Raw genomic sequence first — 16,478 nt, forward strand, 5'->3', positions numbered from 1 at the left:
GACGGTGTTTCGGTGTTGGCTCCCCGAGCAGGACTCGAACCTGCGACCCAATGATTAACAGTCATTTGCTCTACCAACTGAGCTATCGGGGAACATCCCGGAACACGCGTGGCAGTATACGGATATCGTCTTTCAGGTCAAGGGCGAAAATGCCGGAAGCCGTTGAGACGAAAAAAGAAGCGCCCGCTGGGCCAGCCATACGGGCACCGCGATATTCCGCTGGTGGCTACGCCCTGATTCGAACAGGGGACCCCATCATTATGAGTGATGTGCTCTAACCAGCTGAGCTACGTAGCCATCGCCGCCTATATCCTTGCCACGTCCGGCGACGGAGGCGAATTATGCACGCGGACCTGCACGAAGGCAAGTCCGCGATGCATCAATTACTCATCAATGCCCAATTCGGACTTAACGGCCGTGAGACCGTCGTCACCGTCGCGAGTCGTGACACCATCGAGCCACTCGTCGAGAACCTCGGGATTCTCCTGCAGATAGGCACGGGCCGATTCACGAGGATCGGCGCTGCCTTCCATGATATCGCCCATCAGCTCGTTTTCCATTTCCAACGTGAACTGCAGGTTATTCAACAGTTCGCCGACATTACCGCACTCATCGACATAACCGGCACGCGTATTGGTGTAAACAGTCGCGCCACCAAGATTCGGTCCGAAGTAGTCATCGGCTCCTTCGAGATACGCAATGTCGAAGTTGGTATTCATCGGGTGCGGTTCCCAACCCAGGAAGACGATCCAGTCTTCGCTGCCAGTCTTGGAACGCACTTCTGCCAGCATGCCGGCTTCACTGGAATCGACCAGTTCCCAATCACCGAGACCGAACGCATCGTCATCGATCATGTTCTGGATCAATTCGTTGCCGTCGTTGCCGGCTTCGATACCGTAGATCTGACTGCCGAACTCTTCGGCATGCTCATTCAGATCCTCGACGGAAGTGACACCCGCCTCATGCACGTACTGCGGAACGGCCAGCGTGTATTTGGCCCCTTCCAGATTGACGCCTACACGGTCCACGTCACCGTCTTCAATATAGGGATCGCTGATGGATTCCATGGACGGCATCCAGTTTCCCAGAAAAACATCGAAATCCCCACTGACCATGCCCGAGTAGGCAACCGGAACGGAGACGGTATCGATACGGGGTTCATAGCCCAGTGCATCCAGAACCTCACTCGTCAGCGCCGTTGTGGCCGTGATGTCGGTCCATCCCACTTCTGCAAAGCGTACGGTTTCACAGCTTTCCGGCTCCTGGGCCATCAATGGCGCTGCACTCAGCGTAACGGCCCCCGTGCCTAACGCTAACAAGGAGGTTTTGAACGTCGTATTTATCTTATGCATGGGTTTATCGCTCCTGATATCACACCTTCAGTTCAGGCTGTTGCCTCAAGACGGCCATCAACAGCCAAGACTTTCGGTACTTGTACATGTGCTTGCAAAGGGCGAATGTACAAGAGACTTTGCATACACCCTTTTTATTGATTGAACGTTCAATAAAAAAGAGGCATACTGTTCACCATAATCGAAGTCGTCCTTCATGGCTAGCCCGACTCCTTATCAGTAAAACGCAACCTGGCCGTGGAATCGACCGGACGACATTCAACAGAGGAGTGACTTGCGGTGCCTAAACTCGGAATGGAGCCCATTCGCCGCCGTCAACTGATTCAGGCCACGATGGAAGCCATCGATGATGTCGGCCTCGCCGATGCGACAGTCGTGCGTATCGCCCGCCGTGCCGGCGTGTCGGCCGGCATCATCAGCCATTATTTCGGTGGCAAGGACGGCCTTCTCGAGGCCACCATGCGACAGATATTGTGGGATCTCGGTCAGGCCGTGGCCCAACGGCGCAATCATCTGACATCGCAATCGCCACGCGATCATCTCCGCGCCATCATCGATGGTAACTTCGATCGCAGTCAGGTCAGCCAGTCGGTCATGAAAACCTGGTTGGCGTTCTGGGCCAGCAGCATGCACAAACACGACCTGCAACGACTCCAATTCGTCAACGACCGACGACTTTTCTCCAATCTATGCCACCAATTTCGGCAATGCATGTCGAAACAGCAAGCCCGACACTGCGCCAGAGGGCTGGCCGCCATGATCGACGGATTGTGGCTGCGCGGCGCACTGGCTCCGGAAGGCCTCGATGTCGAACGCACCCGACACCTGGCCTACGATTATCTCGACAAGCAACTCGCACAAACGACCGAGAGGGCTTCGTAGCTCTTGGCCCACTATTCAGGAGGATGCCATGACGACATTCGCAACCCAGCAACTCTATATCGGCGGTCGGCGGGTTGATGCCACCTCCGGTGAGACCTTTACTGTCACCAACCCCTTCAATGGCGAGGTACTTGCCGACATTCAGCAGGCATCGCAGGCCGATGTCGACAGGGCTGTCGCCTCGTCACGAGAAGGGCAACGGCTCTGGGCGGCCATGAGCGGCATGGAACGCGCGCGCATCCTGCACCGTGCCGTGGCGCTATTACGCGAACACAACGATGACATCGCCGAACTCGAAACGCTCAACACTGGCAAACCGATCAGTGAAACCACTGCCGTAGATATCGTGACCGGTGCCGATGCGTTGGAATATTTTGCAGGCCTCGCTCCGGCCATCGAAGGCACGCAGATTCCCCTGCGTGAGACATCTTTCGTGTACACCCGGCGTGAACCCTTGGGAGTCGTCGGCTCCATCGGCGCCTGGAACTATCCCATCCAGATCGCTTGCTGGAAATCCGCCCCAGCGTTGGCGGCAGGCAATGCCGTCGTGTTCAAACCCAGTGAAATCACCCCGCTGACGACCATGAAACTAGCGGAAATATTCACGGAAGCGGGACTCCCGGACGGTGTTTTCAACGTGGTTCAGGGGGATGGCCGTGTCGGCCAGATGCTGACCAACCATGATGGCATCGACAAAATTTCTTTCACCGGCGAAGTCGGTACCGGCAAGCAGGTGATGTCTGCAGCGGCAGGCTCCAGCCTCAAGGACGTCACCATGGAACTGGGCGGCAAATCCCCCCTGATCGTCTTCGACGATGCCGACCTCGACCGGGCCGCCGACGCCGCCATGATGGCCAACTTCTACTCCAGCGGTCAGGTCTGCACGAACGGTACACGGGTCTTCGTCCATCGCTCGATCAAGAGCGCCTTCGAAGACAAGATCCAGGAGCGCGTTGCACGCATCAAGGCTGGCGATCCGCGTGATCCGGGCATCAACTTCGGTCCGCTGGTCAGCTTCGAACATCAGGAAAAAGTGCTCTCCTATATCGATCTCGGCAAACAGGAAGGTGCCAGGGTGCTGATCGGCGGCGACCGTTGGGACCAAGGTGACTTCGCCAAGGGCGCTTGGGCTGCGCCGACGGTATTCACCGACTGTACCGACGACATGCGTATCGTACGGGAAGAAATTTTTGGGCCTGTGATGTCGATACTGGCCTTCGATGATGAAGATGACGTCATACGTCGCTCCAACGATACCCACTACGGGCTGGCCGCCGGCGTGTTCACGGAGCGCCTGGATCGTGCACACCGCACCATTCACCGCCTTGAAGCAGGGATTTGCTGGGTCAACACCTGGGGCGACTCCCCCGCCGAAATGCCGGTCGGTGGTTATAAGCAATCCGGCGTGGGCCGCGAGAACGGCATGTCGACACTCGATCACTATACCCAGATCAAATCCGTGCAACTGGAGATGGGGCCTTTCGAGTCCGTGTTCTAGCGCCGCGCTCCAGTACACCCGATACGCTATGACATGAATCCGACGTGGGGCTTTCTCACGTCGGCCACCCCATTTTTTCCGACTGACAGGAGGGCTTGTCGATGTCGCAGGCTCGCGAATTCGACTACATCATTATCGGCGCCGGCTCAGCCGGTAACGTGTTGGCCACGCGCCTGACGGAGGACAAGGACGTAAAGGTACTGCTTCTTGAGGCCGGTGGCCCGGATTACCGTTTCGATTTCCGGACCCAGATGCCCGCCGCTCTCGCCTACCCTCTGCAAGGCAAGCGTTACAACTGGGCCTTCGAAACCGACCCCGAGCCACATATGGACAACCGCCAGATGGAATGCGGTCGTGGCAAGGGCCTGGGCGGTTCATCACTGATCAATGGCATGTGCTACATTCGCGGCAACGCCCTCGACTACGACAACTGGGCCAAGCATCCCGGCCTCGACGATTGGGCTTACGCCGACTGCTTGCCTTATTTCAAGAAGGCCGAAACCCGCGACATCGGTCCCAATGACTATCATGGCGGTGACGGGCCAGTCAGCGTTGCCACTCCCAAACCGGGCAATAACCCGCTCTATCACGCCTTTATCGAGGCAGGTGTCGAAGCGGGATACCCGCGTACCGATGACGTCAACGGCTATCAACAGGAAGGCTTCGGTCCAATGGACCGTTTCGTCACGCCTAACGGCCGTCGCGCCTCGACTGCGCGTGGCTATCTCGACCAGGCAAAGCAGCGCTCCAACCTGACCATCCTGACCCGGGCGACGACCGACCGCATCCTTTTCGAAGGCAGACGCGCCGTGGGCGTGCGTTTTCAACACAAGGGCGAAACGACCGACGCCTACGTTCGCCGAGAAGTCCTGCTCAGCGCCGGCGCAATCGCTTCGCCCCAGATTCTGATGCGTTCCGGCGTCGGCGATCCCGACCACCTCACGGAGTTCGACATCCCCGTGGTTCACGGCATCAATGGCGTAGGCCAGAATCTGCAGGATCACTTGGAGATGTACATCCAGTACGAATGTACACAGCCGATTTCGTTGTATCCGGCCTTGAAATGGTACAACCAGCCAAAAATCGGGGCCGAATGGCTATTCATGGGGACTGGTGTCGGCGCCAGCAACCAGTTCGAAGCAGCCGGCTTCATTCGCACCGATGACACCGAAGAGTGGCCCAACCTGCAATACCACTTCTTGCCGATCGCTATCAGCTACAATGGCAAGAGTGCCGTGCAGGCGCATGGATTCCAGGCGCACGTCGGTTCGATGCGCTCGGAAAGCCGGGGCCGGGTTCGCCTGACCTCGCGCGATCCCAAAGCCGCTCCCAGCATCCTGTTCAACTACATGTCTACCGACAAGGATTGGCAGGAATTCCGTGATGCCATCCGAAAAACGCGCGAGATCATTGCTCAACCGGCCATGGATCCCTATCGCGGTCGCGAGATTTCGCCAGGGCCCGAAGTGCAATCCGATACCGAGCTGGACGCTTTCGTGCGCGCCCATGCAGAGACCGCCTATCATCCCTGTGGCACTTGCCGTATGGGCAATGACGCAGAGTCGGTCGTCGATGGCGCGGGACGCGTCCATGGGCTTGAAAGTCTGCGAGTCGTGGATGCGTCGCTGTTCCCGGTGATACCCACCGGTAACCTCAACGCGCCGACGATCATGCTCGCGGAGAAGATGGCCGACAAGATCCGGGGCCATGAACCGCTTCCTCGCTCCACGGCACCATACTATGTGGCCAATGACACACCAGCTCAGCATTCCCCGCAACGCTGAGGCCATCATCATGCGTTTGTTTCCCCTTGTCAGGCCCCGCGACGTCGGGGCTTTTTAACGCCCCCTAGTCAGCACGCCAGAAATACACTAGCCTAGCTAATTCAAACGACCGTTAGACCCAACGGACGGTTCACCCGCTGATGGTGCTCCTGCCAAGCACGGAGGTCTCGCATGCTCCCACTTCTGCTCATCATTCTGACGATCATTGGCTTGCTCGTAATCATGCGTCGTGAAGCCGGATCGATAGCCGCCACCGGCATGACGGGGATCGCCGGCCTCATCGGCATACTCATCGGTGCCCCCCTGACAGGCGTTATCCTGCTGATCGTTACCGCCATCATCGCCGCCTGCGGCCTACCGGCCCTACGTCGTCGATGGTTGACTCCTCGACTCTTCTCGCTTTTCAAGACAGTGGCTCCCAACGTTTCCGATACCGAGCGCGCCGCACTGGATGCCGGTAGTGTCGGCTGGGATGGCGAACTCTTCACCGGGCGTCCGAACTGGAACCAGTTGATGAACCAGCGCTTCGATGGCGTTAACGAAGAAGAGCAGGCCTTCATCGATCATCAATGCCATGTCGCCGCCGGCATGTGCAATGCCTGGGAAATCGCACGAGAGCGTACCGACCTGCCGGCCGAACTCTGGGACTATCTCAAGCGCGAAGGCTTCTTCGGCATGATCATTCCCAAGGAGTACGGCGGCCTGGGCTTCTCCGCCAAGGCTCAATCCCTGGTTCTCCAGAAACTGGCGGTCAACGAAACCCTGATGGTCACGGTCGGCGTGCCCAACTCGCTGGGGCCGGGTGAGTTGCTGCTCAAATACGGCACCCAACAGCAGAAAGACCATTATCTACCGCGCCTCGCCGATGGGCGTGAACTCCCCTGTTTCGGCCTCACCGGCCCCCGGGCCGGTAGCGATGCCACGGCCCTGCCCGATACCGGCATCGTCTGCAAGCAGGTCATCGACGGCCAGGAGGTTCTCGGCCTGCGGCTGAATTTCGAGAAACGCTGGATCACTCTGGCGCCCATCGCCACCGTTATCGGTCTGGCCTTTCGCATGTTCGATCCGGACGGTCTGCTGGGTGATACCCAGGATCTGGGAATCACCTGTGCGCTGATTCCGCGACAAACACCCGGCATTGACATCGGCCGACGTCACCACCCCATCGGCAGTCCTTTCATGAACGGGCCGATCAAGGGCAAGGATGTCTTCGTTCCGATCGATACGATCATCGGTGGACCGGAGATGGCCGGACAGGGCTGGCGGATGCTGGTCGAGTGTCTGTCGGTCGGACGCTGCATCACGCTGCCGTCGGGGGCAACCGGAACGGCACGATATGCACTGGGATGGACCGGAGGCTTCGCCCGCTTGCGACGCCAGTTCAATCTTCCGATCGCCGAAATGGAAGGGATTCAGGAACCGCTGGCGCGCATGGCGGCATTGACGTATATCGCTCAGAGCACCGTCCTGCAGACAGCCAACATGATCGATCATGGGGAACGACCGGCCGTTCCCTCGGCCATCCTCAAGAGCCAACTGACTGAATTCCAGCGGCGGGTGCTGGCGGATGCCATGGATGTTCATGGAGGCAAAGCCGTCACGCTGGGTCCCCGCAACTATCTCGGCATCGGCTACAGTGCCAATCCGGTGGCCATCACCGTGGAAGGTGCCAACATCATGACCCGCAACCTGATGATCTTCGGGCAAGGGGCCATCCGTTGCCATCCTTATGTCCTCGATGAACTGGCCGCCAAGGACGCCAACGACGTTCAGGCCTTCGACAAGGCGATCTTTGCCCATGCCGGCCTGATTTTCGGTAATGCCGCCCGGGCCCTGACCCAGGGGCTGGGTATCGGGAAGACGACGACGCCGTTCGATGAAGTGGCCGCCCCCTACGCGCAAGACGTCGCGCGCCTTTCCGCAGGCTTCGGGCTTTGTGCCGATGCAGCCATGGCCAGCCTCGGCTCCAGGCTAAAGTCCCGTGAGATGCTGTCGGCCAGACTGGGGGATGTACTATCCAACCTCTATCTCACGTCCATGGTGCTGAAACAGTGGCATGAAAGTGACAATGTGGAAGGCGAAGCCACACTGCTCCACTACAGTTGCCGTTTCCTGCTCTACCGCGCGGAACAGGCTTTCGTCGAGCTGTTCGACAACTTCCCCAACCGAGGAATGGCACGCGTCCTGGCACGCATCGTCATGCCGTTGGGCCGCCACTGGCACCAACCCACGGACGACCTCACTCGGGAGATTGCTCAGGCGGTATCGCGCCCCACCATGTTGCGTGAAAAGCTGCTCGACAATACCTGGGACTATCAAGGTAGCGATCAACGCGACAATCCGCTGGCACGCTACAACGCGCTGCTGGAAGACTACCCACGTGCGGAGCCGCTTTACCGGCGCATCGACAAGGCGTATAGCAAGGGAGAGATCGACGCCGACGCGCTACATCCGGAACAGCGGCTGGAAGCCGCCTACGCAACCGGTCTCATCAGTGAGGAGGATGCCGACTTCATGCGGGACTTCGAGGCCCGGGTACTGGATATGCTGACCGTTGACGATTTCGCCTTCGACGCCTTTGCCCTGCATCGCGACAAAGTGGTCGAGCACGATATCGCCTGATCCGCTCATGACAGCGAAAGCAACCGCTCGATATCCTCGGCGATGTCTTCGGTCGGTCGGTTGCTTTCGAGCATGACCCGCGCCTGGCCATCGGCATCGAAACCGTAAATGGCCATGCTGTGAGACACCTCGTAATTGCCCTCTTCATCGCTGTCACCGTAGCCATACGTCGCCCTCAGACGCTTGGTCAGTGACGACAATTGCGACTGCGAGCCGGTCAAACCGATGAACTGAGGGCCAAAGCCATCGGTGTAAGAACGCAGTTGCCGTGGCGTATCACGCTCGGGATCGACACTGATGAAGAGTACGTTCACCTCATCCTGCTGACCGTCTGGCAGGCTTTGAATGGCCTTGTCGATACTTCGCAAGGTTCCCGGGCACACGTCCGGGCAGTTGGTCCAGCCAAAGAATACCAGGGCCGGCTTGCCCTCATAACGACTCGCCGTCACATCACGCTCACTCTCTTCGGTCAGCTCGAAACGCAGATCCGGCAATACGCCTGTCACGTCCCGGCCGTTCCAGTCGGGCGACGTCCCACCACAGCCGGCCAACAAGAAAAGCACCGAGGCGACACACAAGGCTCTGACCATTCCCTTCTCCTGATTGCTCTTTCAACCATGACAGTTGCTGACATTGACATCCGGAGCGGTTGACCACGGCCACGGGGCCCAGTCAGCCGGCGACAGACGACACCTGATTGCGCATGACCCGCCTGATGAGTAGTAGAACGGCCAGTGCCGACATCATCCCCGGAGGAACCCAGGTCAGGATGCCACCCAATACCTGATCCTGTTGTGGATCGATCGGCCAGGCCCGGCCACAAAGCGCGTAAATGTCATAGAGCTCGGAACGACTCAATGCAATGTAAGCGCCCACCACGAGTTGCAACACGGTCACGAACCACAGCAACACCAAGCGCCAGGCAAGACGCAATGCTTGTGGCCGGGGATCCAGGATCAACCACCAGAACAGCAGACCATCAAGCAGCATGCTCCAGTTCATCACCAGATACAGCGGATGACTCAGCATGGCACGGAAATGGACATCGGGAATCAGCCACAGGTAGACCAGCCCGACGAATAAAAACCCGGCCACGGGGGGATATTGCAGTCCACGGTACAGATATTGTATCGGCGATGATGCCAACCACCTCGCCAATTGCTGCTTGACGCGACCCGGTGGAAAGCCGGCCGCCAGAATCTGCCACGGATTCGCCAAGACGATCAGAAAGGCAGCAACGTGATGCAATACCAAATGCTGAATACGGTGCATGAAGAACATGAACTGGGCGTAATAGTCGAACTGGGTATGCATGACGACATAGCCCAGCACCAGTCCTGTCCAGAAGACGCATGAGCGCCACCGCGCAGGCGCTTCCCCCTGGCGGCGATACACCGCGGCGCCACGCCAGTACAGTACCGCCAGACCAACGTAGAAAACGATAGCCAACAGCGACCACTCATACGGCAACAGCGCATTCAGCCAGCCTTCCCATGACATAGACCAAACTCACCGGTTCACTCTGCAGATGCAGAGCGCATCATCGCTGCCCCGGCAACTCGGGTCAAACCACTACGTCGACTTCTTCATGGCGTCCAGCATCCGGTTCACCGCCTCGAGATGTTCCGGTTCGTTGTGGCACATGCCCTGGAAGGTCGCGCATAGATCGAGAAACTCCTTGAGCTCCATGCGCTGTCCCATCGTCATCAGACGTTTGGTCAATCGTGTCGCCTTGGGCGGTTGCTCAGCGATCCGTCCGGCCAGTTCATCGATACGTTCCGTCAACGCGTCAGGTGCAACGACCTCCAGCACGATTCCCAGTTCCCGGGCTTCTTCGGCATCGATCACCCGGCCACTCAGGGTCAGTTCGAAGGCACGCTGGTAACCGATCAAACGTTGCAGATACCAGGCGCCGCCATCTCCCGGGATGATGCCCAGATTGAGAAACGTCTCACCGAACTTGGCACGGCTCGACGCGATGCGGATATCGGCCATGTTGGCGAGATCGAAACCGGCACCGATCGCCGGGCCATTGGCCGCCGCGATCACCGGTACCTCCAGAGCCTGCATGGCCAGGGGGATTCGCTGGATGCCACGACGATAACGCTCGGCCACCTCGGCAGGGTTGCCGGCAAAATCGCCCCGCCGTTCCGCCATGTCCTTGACGTTGCCGCCGGCCGAAAAGCTCGAACCGGCGCCGGTGATGACCAGCACCGATACCTCTTCACTGTCGTTGGCCCAGGCAGCCGTTGCCACGATGTCATCGATCAGATGCGTGCCGGTCAGCGCATTGCGCACGTCATGGCGATCCAGCGTCAAGGTGGCGACGCGTGAGTCGAGCGACAATCGGGCATCCTGTAACGTGGGTTGCCTCATGCGGTTTCTCCCTCCGACTGAACAGACACCGTCCTGTCGACGATGATGCGTGCATCCACCACGGCATACCCCGACGGATAGGCCATGACCGGATTGAGGTCCAGCGACTCGATCTCGGGATACGCCGTAACCACCGACGATACCTTCATCAATAGATCGACAAGCGCCTCCTGATCGATCGCCGCCGCGCCACGCACTCCCTCGAACACCTTCTTGGCCTTGATCTGCGATACCATTGAACGGGCATCCTGCCGCGACAACGGAATGGCCCGGAATGCCACGTCTTCCAGCACCTCGACGAATATGCCGCCCAACCCGAACATCAACACGGGACCGAAGATCGGGTCGCGAATCATCCCAACGATCACCTCGGTGCCCTTGCGCGCCATCGGAGTGATCAGTACGCCTTCGATATCGGCCTCCGGGACCTGGGCCCGACAGGATGCGAGCATCCGGGTATACGCCTCGCGCAATGCCGGCTCGCCATTGAGGTCAAGCTGGACGCCGCCAGCATCGGATTTATGCAGGATGTCCTTCGAGACCACTTTCATCGCCAGCGCACGATCGCCGAACTCCCTGGCGATCGTGCCGAGTTCATCGATATGACGCGCCACTGTCTCGTTCGGGACCTGTATGCCGTGCGCGCCCAGAAGCGCCTTGGCCTCCGGCTCGAGCAAATCGCGTTTTTCCTGGTGTGCTCGTGCAAGAACCGTCTGTTGCTCAGGATGTGGTATCACCGTCGTCGCCCACTCGGATGATGTCGTGGTTTGCAGGTATTCCCCCCGCTCTCCCAGAGCGGCCAGCACCCGAACCGCATGCTCGATGGAGTGATAGACCGGCAGCCCGGCTTCGTGCAAACGTCGCAACGCCGGCGGTTTAACCGGCGCATAGAGGCTGTAGATCACCAGTGGCTTGTCGGTCCGGCGGTCGAGTTCGATCATGGTCTCGGCGCCTCGCATCTCGTCCCCCAGCAGTTCTTCGGCGAACCGCAAGTGATAGCCGCCGAACATGCCGACCAGGAACACGCTGTCGACAGCATCGTCATCGGCCAGAATCGCCATACAGTCCGCCAGGACCGAGGGGGTGGCATCACTCGAGCCGGCGACATCCACCGGGTTGGCCAATGACGCCTGGGGCAGCAACACCTCGGCCAGGCGCTGGCGCGTCACATCACTCAAGGTTGCCAATTGTAGACCCGCTTCGGCGAGACGATCGGAAGCAATGGTCGCCTGCCCGCCACCATCGGCGAGAATGGCCACGCGCTTGCCCCTCGCCTGCTGCAGCAATCCCAGACCTTCCGCCACGGGCAGGATCTCATCGGAATATTGCACTACGCTCACACCGGACTGGCGAAGCAGATCGACCGTCATGGCGTAACTTCCCGCCAGGGCCCCCGTGTGTGAACTGGCCGCTTGCCGACCGAGTTCGGTACTGCCCGACTTGTACACCACGACCGGTTTGACGGCCGACACCTGCCTGGCAACATCCAAGAAGCGTCGACCATCACGGAATCCTTCGACATACAGGGTCGCCACCCGGGTCTTGTCGTCTTCTCCCAGATAACGCAGATAATCGTCGAAGCCGATGTCGGTCTGATTGCCGGGCCCCACATAGGTACTGAAGCCAACCTGGCCGTTTTGCTGGGCCTCCAGTGCCAGTGACAACAGCATGTTGCCGGATTGCGAAACGATACCGATATCGCCTGGACGGACATTCTCCAGTGCCAGCAGATTGACCCGATGATGGAGATTGAAGATTCCGGAGGTATTGGGACCGATGACTCTCACACCGGCGTCACGTGCAACAGCCAGTACCTCACGCTCCAGTTCGGCGCCTGCCGGCCCGGTTTCCGCAAAACCGCTGGCCAGGATCACTGCACCCTTGGCGCCGGCCTTGCCACAACCCCGCAGCAGCACGGGAACGGTGTGCGCCGGCGTGCAGATCAACGCCAGATCGATCTGTCCAGGAAGACTGGCCAGGTCCGGGTAGGCACGCACACCCAGCACATGCTCCAGCTTGGGATTGATCGGATAGATGGCGCCGGCAAAGCCGTCTGTGACCAATCCGAGCATGGCCTTGTAGCCACGCTTGGTCGGATCCTGCGAGGCGCCAACCACGGCTATGGCATTCGGCGCCAGGAAATCGTGCAACGGACTACGATCGGTCACTGGCGGGTGTTCCATCGGATTCATGACTCAACACCCCCGAAATGATGGTGAGCGCTTTTCGGCAAAGGCATCCACGCCTTCCTGCCAATCGGCCGTGGTGGAACAGGTAAAGACCGCATCCAGTTCCTGCTGCAGCTGTGAAGACAGCTCGGAATGACTGCCCTGATTGACCAGACGCTTGAGCATGGCCACCGACACCGGTGCCTGACAAGAGAGCGTGTCCGCCAATCGGTGGTGCGCATCCGACAGGGCATCGCTTGGCACGCTGGTTATTGCCAGGCCGATACGTTGCGCCTCTTCACCGTTGATTCGGCGCCCCGTAAACAGCAACTCACGCGCTTTGGTCAGCCCCACGAGTTGCGGTAACAGTTTGGAGACGCCACCCCCGACACAGGTGCCTATGCCGGTTTCGGGGAAACCGATCTGCGCCTCCTCGGCCATGACGATGAAATCGCAAGCGACGGCCATTTCCGCACCGGCTCCCAGGGCATAGCCGTTGACGGCAGCAATGACAGGAAGCGTCAAGCGCTGAATGCGTTCACAGACGTCATTGCCGAGTTGCAGGTATTGCCGCCGCTCATACAGCGAGCGTTGCGCCGCGCCATGGGCTTTCATGTCAGCCCCGACACAGAAGGCACGGCCTTCGCCGGTCAGAGTCACGACCCGTATCTCGGGATCCGATTCTGCCTGGTCGAGGGCCTCCAGCAGCTCTCGATACAGTGTCTCGATCACGGCGTTCAGGCGCTGCGGACGGTTGAAACGGATCTCGGCGACCGGTCCATGCCGCTCGACGATCAGCGTTTCATAGGCCAGGTGGGGCATTGGGTCTCCTTGGCGAGCGAGGCCGGAAAACGTCACGAAAGCAACAAAAGGATCAATAAAAATTCAATATTGATACGAATGTGTCAATCGTGATGCTACGAGGGACATACCTCGCTGTCAACACGAACGTTCCGGTGTTTATATAAAAACGATTCAATTGTTTCGCTAATGGCGGTTCACTTCAGATACAATGCGTTTTTTGCGCGCCATGGGCAGAATGCCCGGTCTCGACACTCAGGAAGGTCAATATGCAGTCAGACAGTGGCAACACGACGAGCGACCTGGATGCCATCAATCAAGCACTGGCCGCCTGCTATCCCGAGCTGAGTCAGCAACTCAAACTGGCAACCCGCTATGTACTGGATCACCCGGTAGACATCGCTTTCCAGTCGATTCGCAAGTCGGCCACGGCCGCCGGAGTGACACCATCGACGTTGATGCGTCTGGCCAAACGACTGGAATTCGACAGCTACGAGCAGTTTCGGGCGGTCTTCCAGGCGGCAATGCAGGCAGGCCCCATCGAGCTCTCCGGCCGAGCCTCGAGCCTGAAAGCACAGGCCAACACCGATAACCAGGTATTTCTGGATGTCGGCGATTCGGCTTTCGATAACATCGGCCGCCTGTTCACCCCCGACGTTCAGGCCAAAGTCCGTAACACGGCGGAACGGCTGCTGGCTGCAGGGAGAGTGGCCGTCGTCGGATTTCGCGATACCTTCGCCTGCGCCTACCACTTCGCCTACGTGGGTCGTATCGCGATGCCGAACATCCAGTTGATTCGCGGACAGGAAGGCGGGTTATTGACTGAGCTCGCGCCCTTCGGCGAGGGAGATCTCTTGGTGGCCTTCGGCTTCGACCCGTATTGCGCAGAGACGGTACGTGCCCTGGAGATCGCACGCGCAAACGGTGTCGAGACGATCATCATCACGGACACCTTGCGGTCGCCATTGGTGCCGGGAGCCAGGATCACCTTCAATATCGCCACCTCGACACCGCACTTTTTCCCCTCGATTCTTGCCGCCATCACGCTGATCGAGGCCATACTCGCCGAGTGCGTAGCCTACGGACCGGACCAACTGGTCGATAATGTCACTCGGTTCGAATCGCGAATGCGCGAGCTCGGGGCGTATGTAGACATCGAGTAGCGAGTCGCCCGTGTCACTCGCTACCCATGACTCGTGACTCACATCACGGGATCAGAATCGTGGAGCCGGTGGTCTTGCGAGCGGCCAGCGCGTCCTGGGCCTTGCCGGCATCCGAGAGTGCGAAGCGCTGAGCGATATCGATCTTGACCTTGCCACTTTCGAGCATGTCGAACAGGTCATTGGCCATCATCTCCAACCGCTCGCGGGTATCGGCATAGCCATTGAGGCTGGGACGAGTCACAAACAGCGCGCCCTTCTGGTTGAGGATACCGATATTGACCCCTTCGACCGGCCCGGAGGCATTGCCGAAACTAACCATCAAACCGCGTTTCTTGAGGCAGTCGAGCGACGTTTCCCAGGTATCCTTACCGACCGAATCATAAACGACGTCACACATCTCGCCCTGGGTAAGCTCACGGACACGCTCGGCCACATTTTCCCGCGTATAATCGATGGTTGCCCAGGCACCATTGGACTTGGCCAGTTCCGCCTTGTCCTGCGAGCTCACGGTACCAATCAGCTTGACACCCAGCTCACGCGCCCATTGGCATGCGATCGATCCTACGCCCCCTGCAGCGGCATGAAACAGGATCGTCTCGCCACCTTCCAGCGGGTAGGTCTGACGCAACAGGTATTGCACGGTCAGGCCCTTGAGCATGCTGCCGGCAGCCGTTTCCACATCGACATCATCGGGCAACGCCACGACCTTGTCGGCCGGCAGAGTGTGAAAGTCCGCATACGCCCCGAGCGGCCCCTGCGCATAGGCGACTCGATCACCAATCTTGAGATGAGCCACTCCATCGCCGACGGCATCGACGACTCCCGCACCTTCAGTGCCCAAGCCTGAAGGTAGCGACGGCGCCGGATACAAGCCGGTCCGAAAATAGATATCGATGAAATTCAGCCCTATCGCCTCATTCTTGATGCGAACTTCACCCGCGTCAGGGGCCTTCGGCTCGACATCGACATAGTCGAGCACCTCGGACCCTCCGGTGCGAGCAAACTGAATGCGTTTTGCCATGGCGAACATTCCTCATGTGGCTTCCAGATAGGTCTCTCATGCAAGCGCTACCAGGCCGGAAGGTCAAGTCGATTTTCCAGACAGGCCTTAACGTACCTCGGTAGCCACGGGGGCCCCCTTTAAATCATGCTGGAAGACATGCTGCGTTTTGGTTTGCTCAAATCCGAGCCGGCGATAGAACCGATGTGCACCGGTGCGACTGACACGTGAATGGACACGCAAACGGTAGATGCCACGCGCTTTCGCCCAGGCTGCAACGGCGTCAACCAGGCATTTTCCCAGTCCGATGCCACGTGCCCGGTCATCGATGACGAGCCCCGCGATCTCGACAAACGGTCCCCCCGTCAACTGGGCACTTTCGAACGCATGAATCCAGCCCAGTGGACAATCGGCATCATCGCTGACGACCCTCACCACATGCCCCGACCGGCCATCAAGAAAAGCCAGCCGCTCGCGCATTTCGGACACCTGGCAGGGATAGCCCAATGCCTCCGCTAACGCGACCAGTACCGGCACATCGTCATCGGCCGGCGGCCGTATCGTTCCAGCCATGTTTCGTCCTCGTCTCACCGGAGCAGGAATGTCTGGTCTACACTGGCTCCATTGCGTTCATGATCTATTGGCGCCAATGGATGGCCACCCGACGCAGTATGGCAATAGCCAATGATGCCATCGTAGCTGGCTGATGGACATGAGCTATAACTGATATGTTTGCATCAGTGCATGAACGAAGGAACACGAATTGTGCTCAGTGACCTAGCCTACACTGCTGGCGACAGCCGGCGGACAGCTTCTGGGTAGCAAACTGCGC

13 protein-coding genes and 2 tRNA genes are annotated in these 16,478 nt (G+C 59.1%); 5 read left to right on the forward strand and 10 right to left on the reverse strand.

Translation table 11 applies throughout. From position 1 onward, the window contains the following. Nucleotides 1-16: 16 nt before the first annotated feature. The 3 genes from FVV99_RS11675 to FVV99_RS11685 all read right to left on the reverse strand — a co-directional run bounded on the left by FVV99_RS11675 (nucleotide 17) and on the right by FVV99_RS11685 (nucleotide 1,352). A tRNA-Asn gene (locus tag FVV99_RS11675) sits at nucleotides 17-92 on the reverse strand. Nucleotides 93-220: 128 nt separating this feature from the next. Continuing rightward, nucleotides 221-297: transfer RNA gene (locus tag FVV99_RS11680), tRNA-Met, on the reverse strand. Nucleotides 298-383: 86 nt separating this feature from the next. Then, complete coding sequence (locus FVV99_RS11685) at nucleotides 384-1,352, reverse strand: choline ABC transporter substrate-binding protein (protein ID WP_148254265.1); 969 nt, start codon at nucleotides 1,350-1,352, stop codon at nucleotides 384-386. Between the two features lie 279 nt (nucleotides 1,353-1,631). On the opposite strand from FVV99_RS11685, the gene betI reads away from it, so the two are divergent. The 4 genes from betI to FVV99_RS11705 all read left to right on the forward strand — a co-directional run bounded on the left by betI (nucleotide 1,632) and on the right by FVV99_RS11705 (nucleotide 8,138). Further along, nucleotides 1,632-2,234 (forward strand): transcriptional regulator BetI, encoded by a 603-nt coding sequence (gene betI / locus FVV99_RS11690; protein ID WP_201745079.1) that lies wholly within the window; start codon nucleotides 1,632-1,634, stop codon nucleotides 2,232-2,234. A gap of 28 nt (nucleotides 2,235-2,262) precedes the next feature. Then, nucleotides 2,263-3,732 carry a betaine-aldehyde dehydrogenase gene (gene betB / locus FVV99_RS11695; protein ID WP_148254266.1) on the forward strand — a complete coding sequence of 490 codons (1,470 nt, stop codon included), beginning with the start codon at nucleotides 2,263-2,265 and terminating at the stop codon, nucleotides 3,730-3,732. 101 nt (nucleotides 3,733-3,833) lie between these two features. After that, the gene (betA, locus tag FVV99_RS11700) at nucleotides 3,834-5,516 is read left to right on the forward strand and encodes a choline dehydrogenase (RefSeq protein WP_148254267.1); all 1,683 of its coding nucleotides are present in this window, start codon (nucleotides 3,834-3,836) and stop codon (nucleotides 5,514-5,516) included. Between the two features lie 171 nt (nucleotides 5,517-5,687). Then, the gene (locus tag FVV99_RS11705; protein ID WP_148254268.1) at nucleotides 5,688-8,138 is read left to right on the forward strand and encodes an acyl-CoA dehydrogenase; all 2,451 of its coding nucleotides are present in this window, start codon (nucleotides 5,688-5,690) and stop codon (nucleotides 8,136-8,138) included. 5 nt (nucleotides 8,139-8,143) lie between these two features. Here the strand turns inward: FVV99_RS11705 and FVV99_RS11710 are convergent, their stop codons facing one another. From FVV99_RS11710 to FVV99_RS11730, 5 genes are all read right to left on the reverse strand, one after another. After that, complete coding sequence (locus FVV99_RS11710; RefSeq protein ID WP_148254269.1) at nucleotides 8,144-8,728, reverse strand: SCO family protein; 585 nt, start codon at nucleotides 8,726-8,728, stop codon at nucleotides 8,144-8,146. Nucleotides 8,729-8,810: 82 nt separating this feature from the next. After that, nucleotides 8,811-9,638, reverse strand: a complete 828-nt coding sequence (locus FVV99_RS11715) for a cytochrome c oxidase assembly protein (protein ID WP_148254270.1) — start codon at nucleotides 9,636-9,638, stop codon at nucleotides 8,811-8,813. Nucleotides 9,639-9,710: 72 nt separating this feature from the next. Beyond that, a complete protein-coding gene (locus FVV99_RS11720; RefSeq protein WP_148254271.1) occupies nucleotides 9,711-10,514 on the reverse strand; it encodes an enoyl-CoA hydratase-related protein in 804 nt (267 codons plus the stop codon). After that, a complete protein-coding gene (locus FVV99_RS11725; protein WP_148254272.1) occupies nucleotides 10,511-12,706 on the reverse strand; it encodes an acetate--CoA ligase family protein in 2,196 nt (731 codons plus the stop codon). Before FVV99_RS11725 ends, FVV99_RS11720 begins: the two co-directional genes overlap by 4 nt. Before the next feature lie 3 nt (nucleotides 12,707-12,709). Further along, nucleotides 12,710-13,504 (reverse strand): enoyl-CoA hydratase/isomerase family protein, encoded by a 795-nt coding sequence (locus FVV99_RS11730; protein ID WP_201745080.1) that lies wholly within the window; start codon nucleotides 13,502-13,504, stop codon nucleotides 12,710-12,712. 248 nt (nucleotides 13,505-13,752) lie between these two features. Between FVV99_RS11730 and FVV99_RS11735 the strand changes: the two genes are divergently transcribed. Beyond that, on the forward strand, nucleotides 13,753-14,646 hold the full coding sequence (locus FVV99_RS11735) for a MurR/RpiR family transcriptional regulator (RefSeq protein ID WP_148254273.1): 894 nt from the start codon (nucleotides 13,753-13,755) through the stop codon (nucleotides 14,644-14,646). Nucleotides 14,647-14,689: 43 nt separating this feature from the next. On the opposite strand, the gene FVV99_RS11740 is transcribed toward FVV99_RS11735, so the two are convergent. Together FVV99_RS11740 and FVV99_RS11745 are read right to left on the reverse strand one after the other, a co-directional pair. Then, on the reverse strand, nucleotides 14,690-15,667 hold the full coding sequence (locus FVV99_RS11740; RefSeq protein WP_148254274.1) for an NADPH:quinone reductase: 978 nt from the start codon (nucleotides 15,665-15,667) through the stop codon (nucleotides 14,690-14,692). 87 nt (nucleotides 15,668-15,754) lie between these two features. After that, nucleotides 15,755-16,219, reverse strand: coding sequence for a GNAT family N-acetyltransferase (locus FVV99_RS11745; protein ID WP_148254275.1), 465 nt, complete (start codon nucleotides 16,217-16,219; stop codon nucleotides 15,755-15,757). Nucleotides 16,220-16,478 lie beyond the last annotated feature (259 nt).

It is taken from the genome of Aidingimonas lacisalsi (assembly GCF_008079445.1).
In the GTDB taxonomy this organism is placed as follows: Bacteria; Pseudomonadota; Gammaproteobacteria; order Pseudomonadales; family Halomonadaceae; genus Aidingimonas; species Aidingimonas lacisalsi.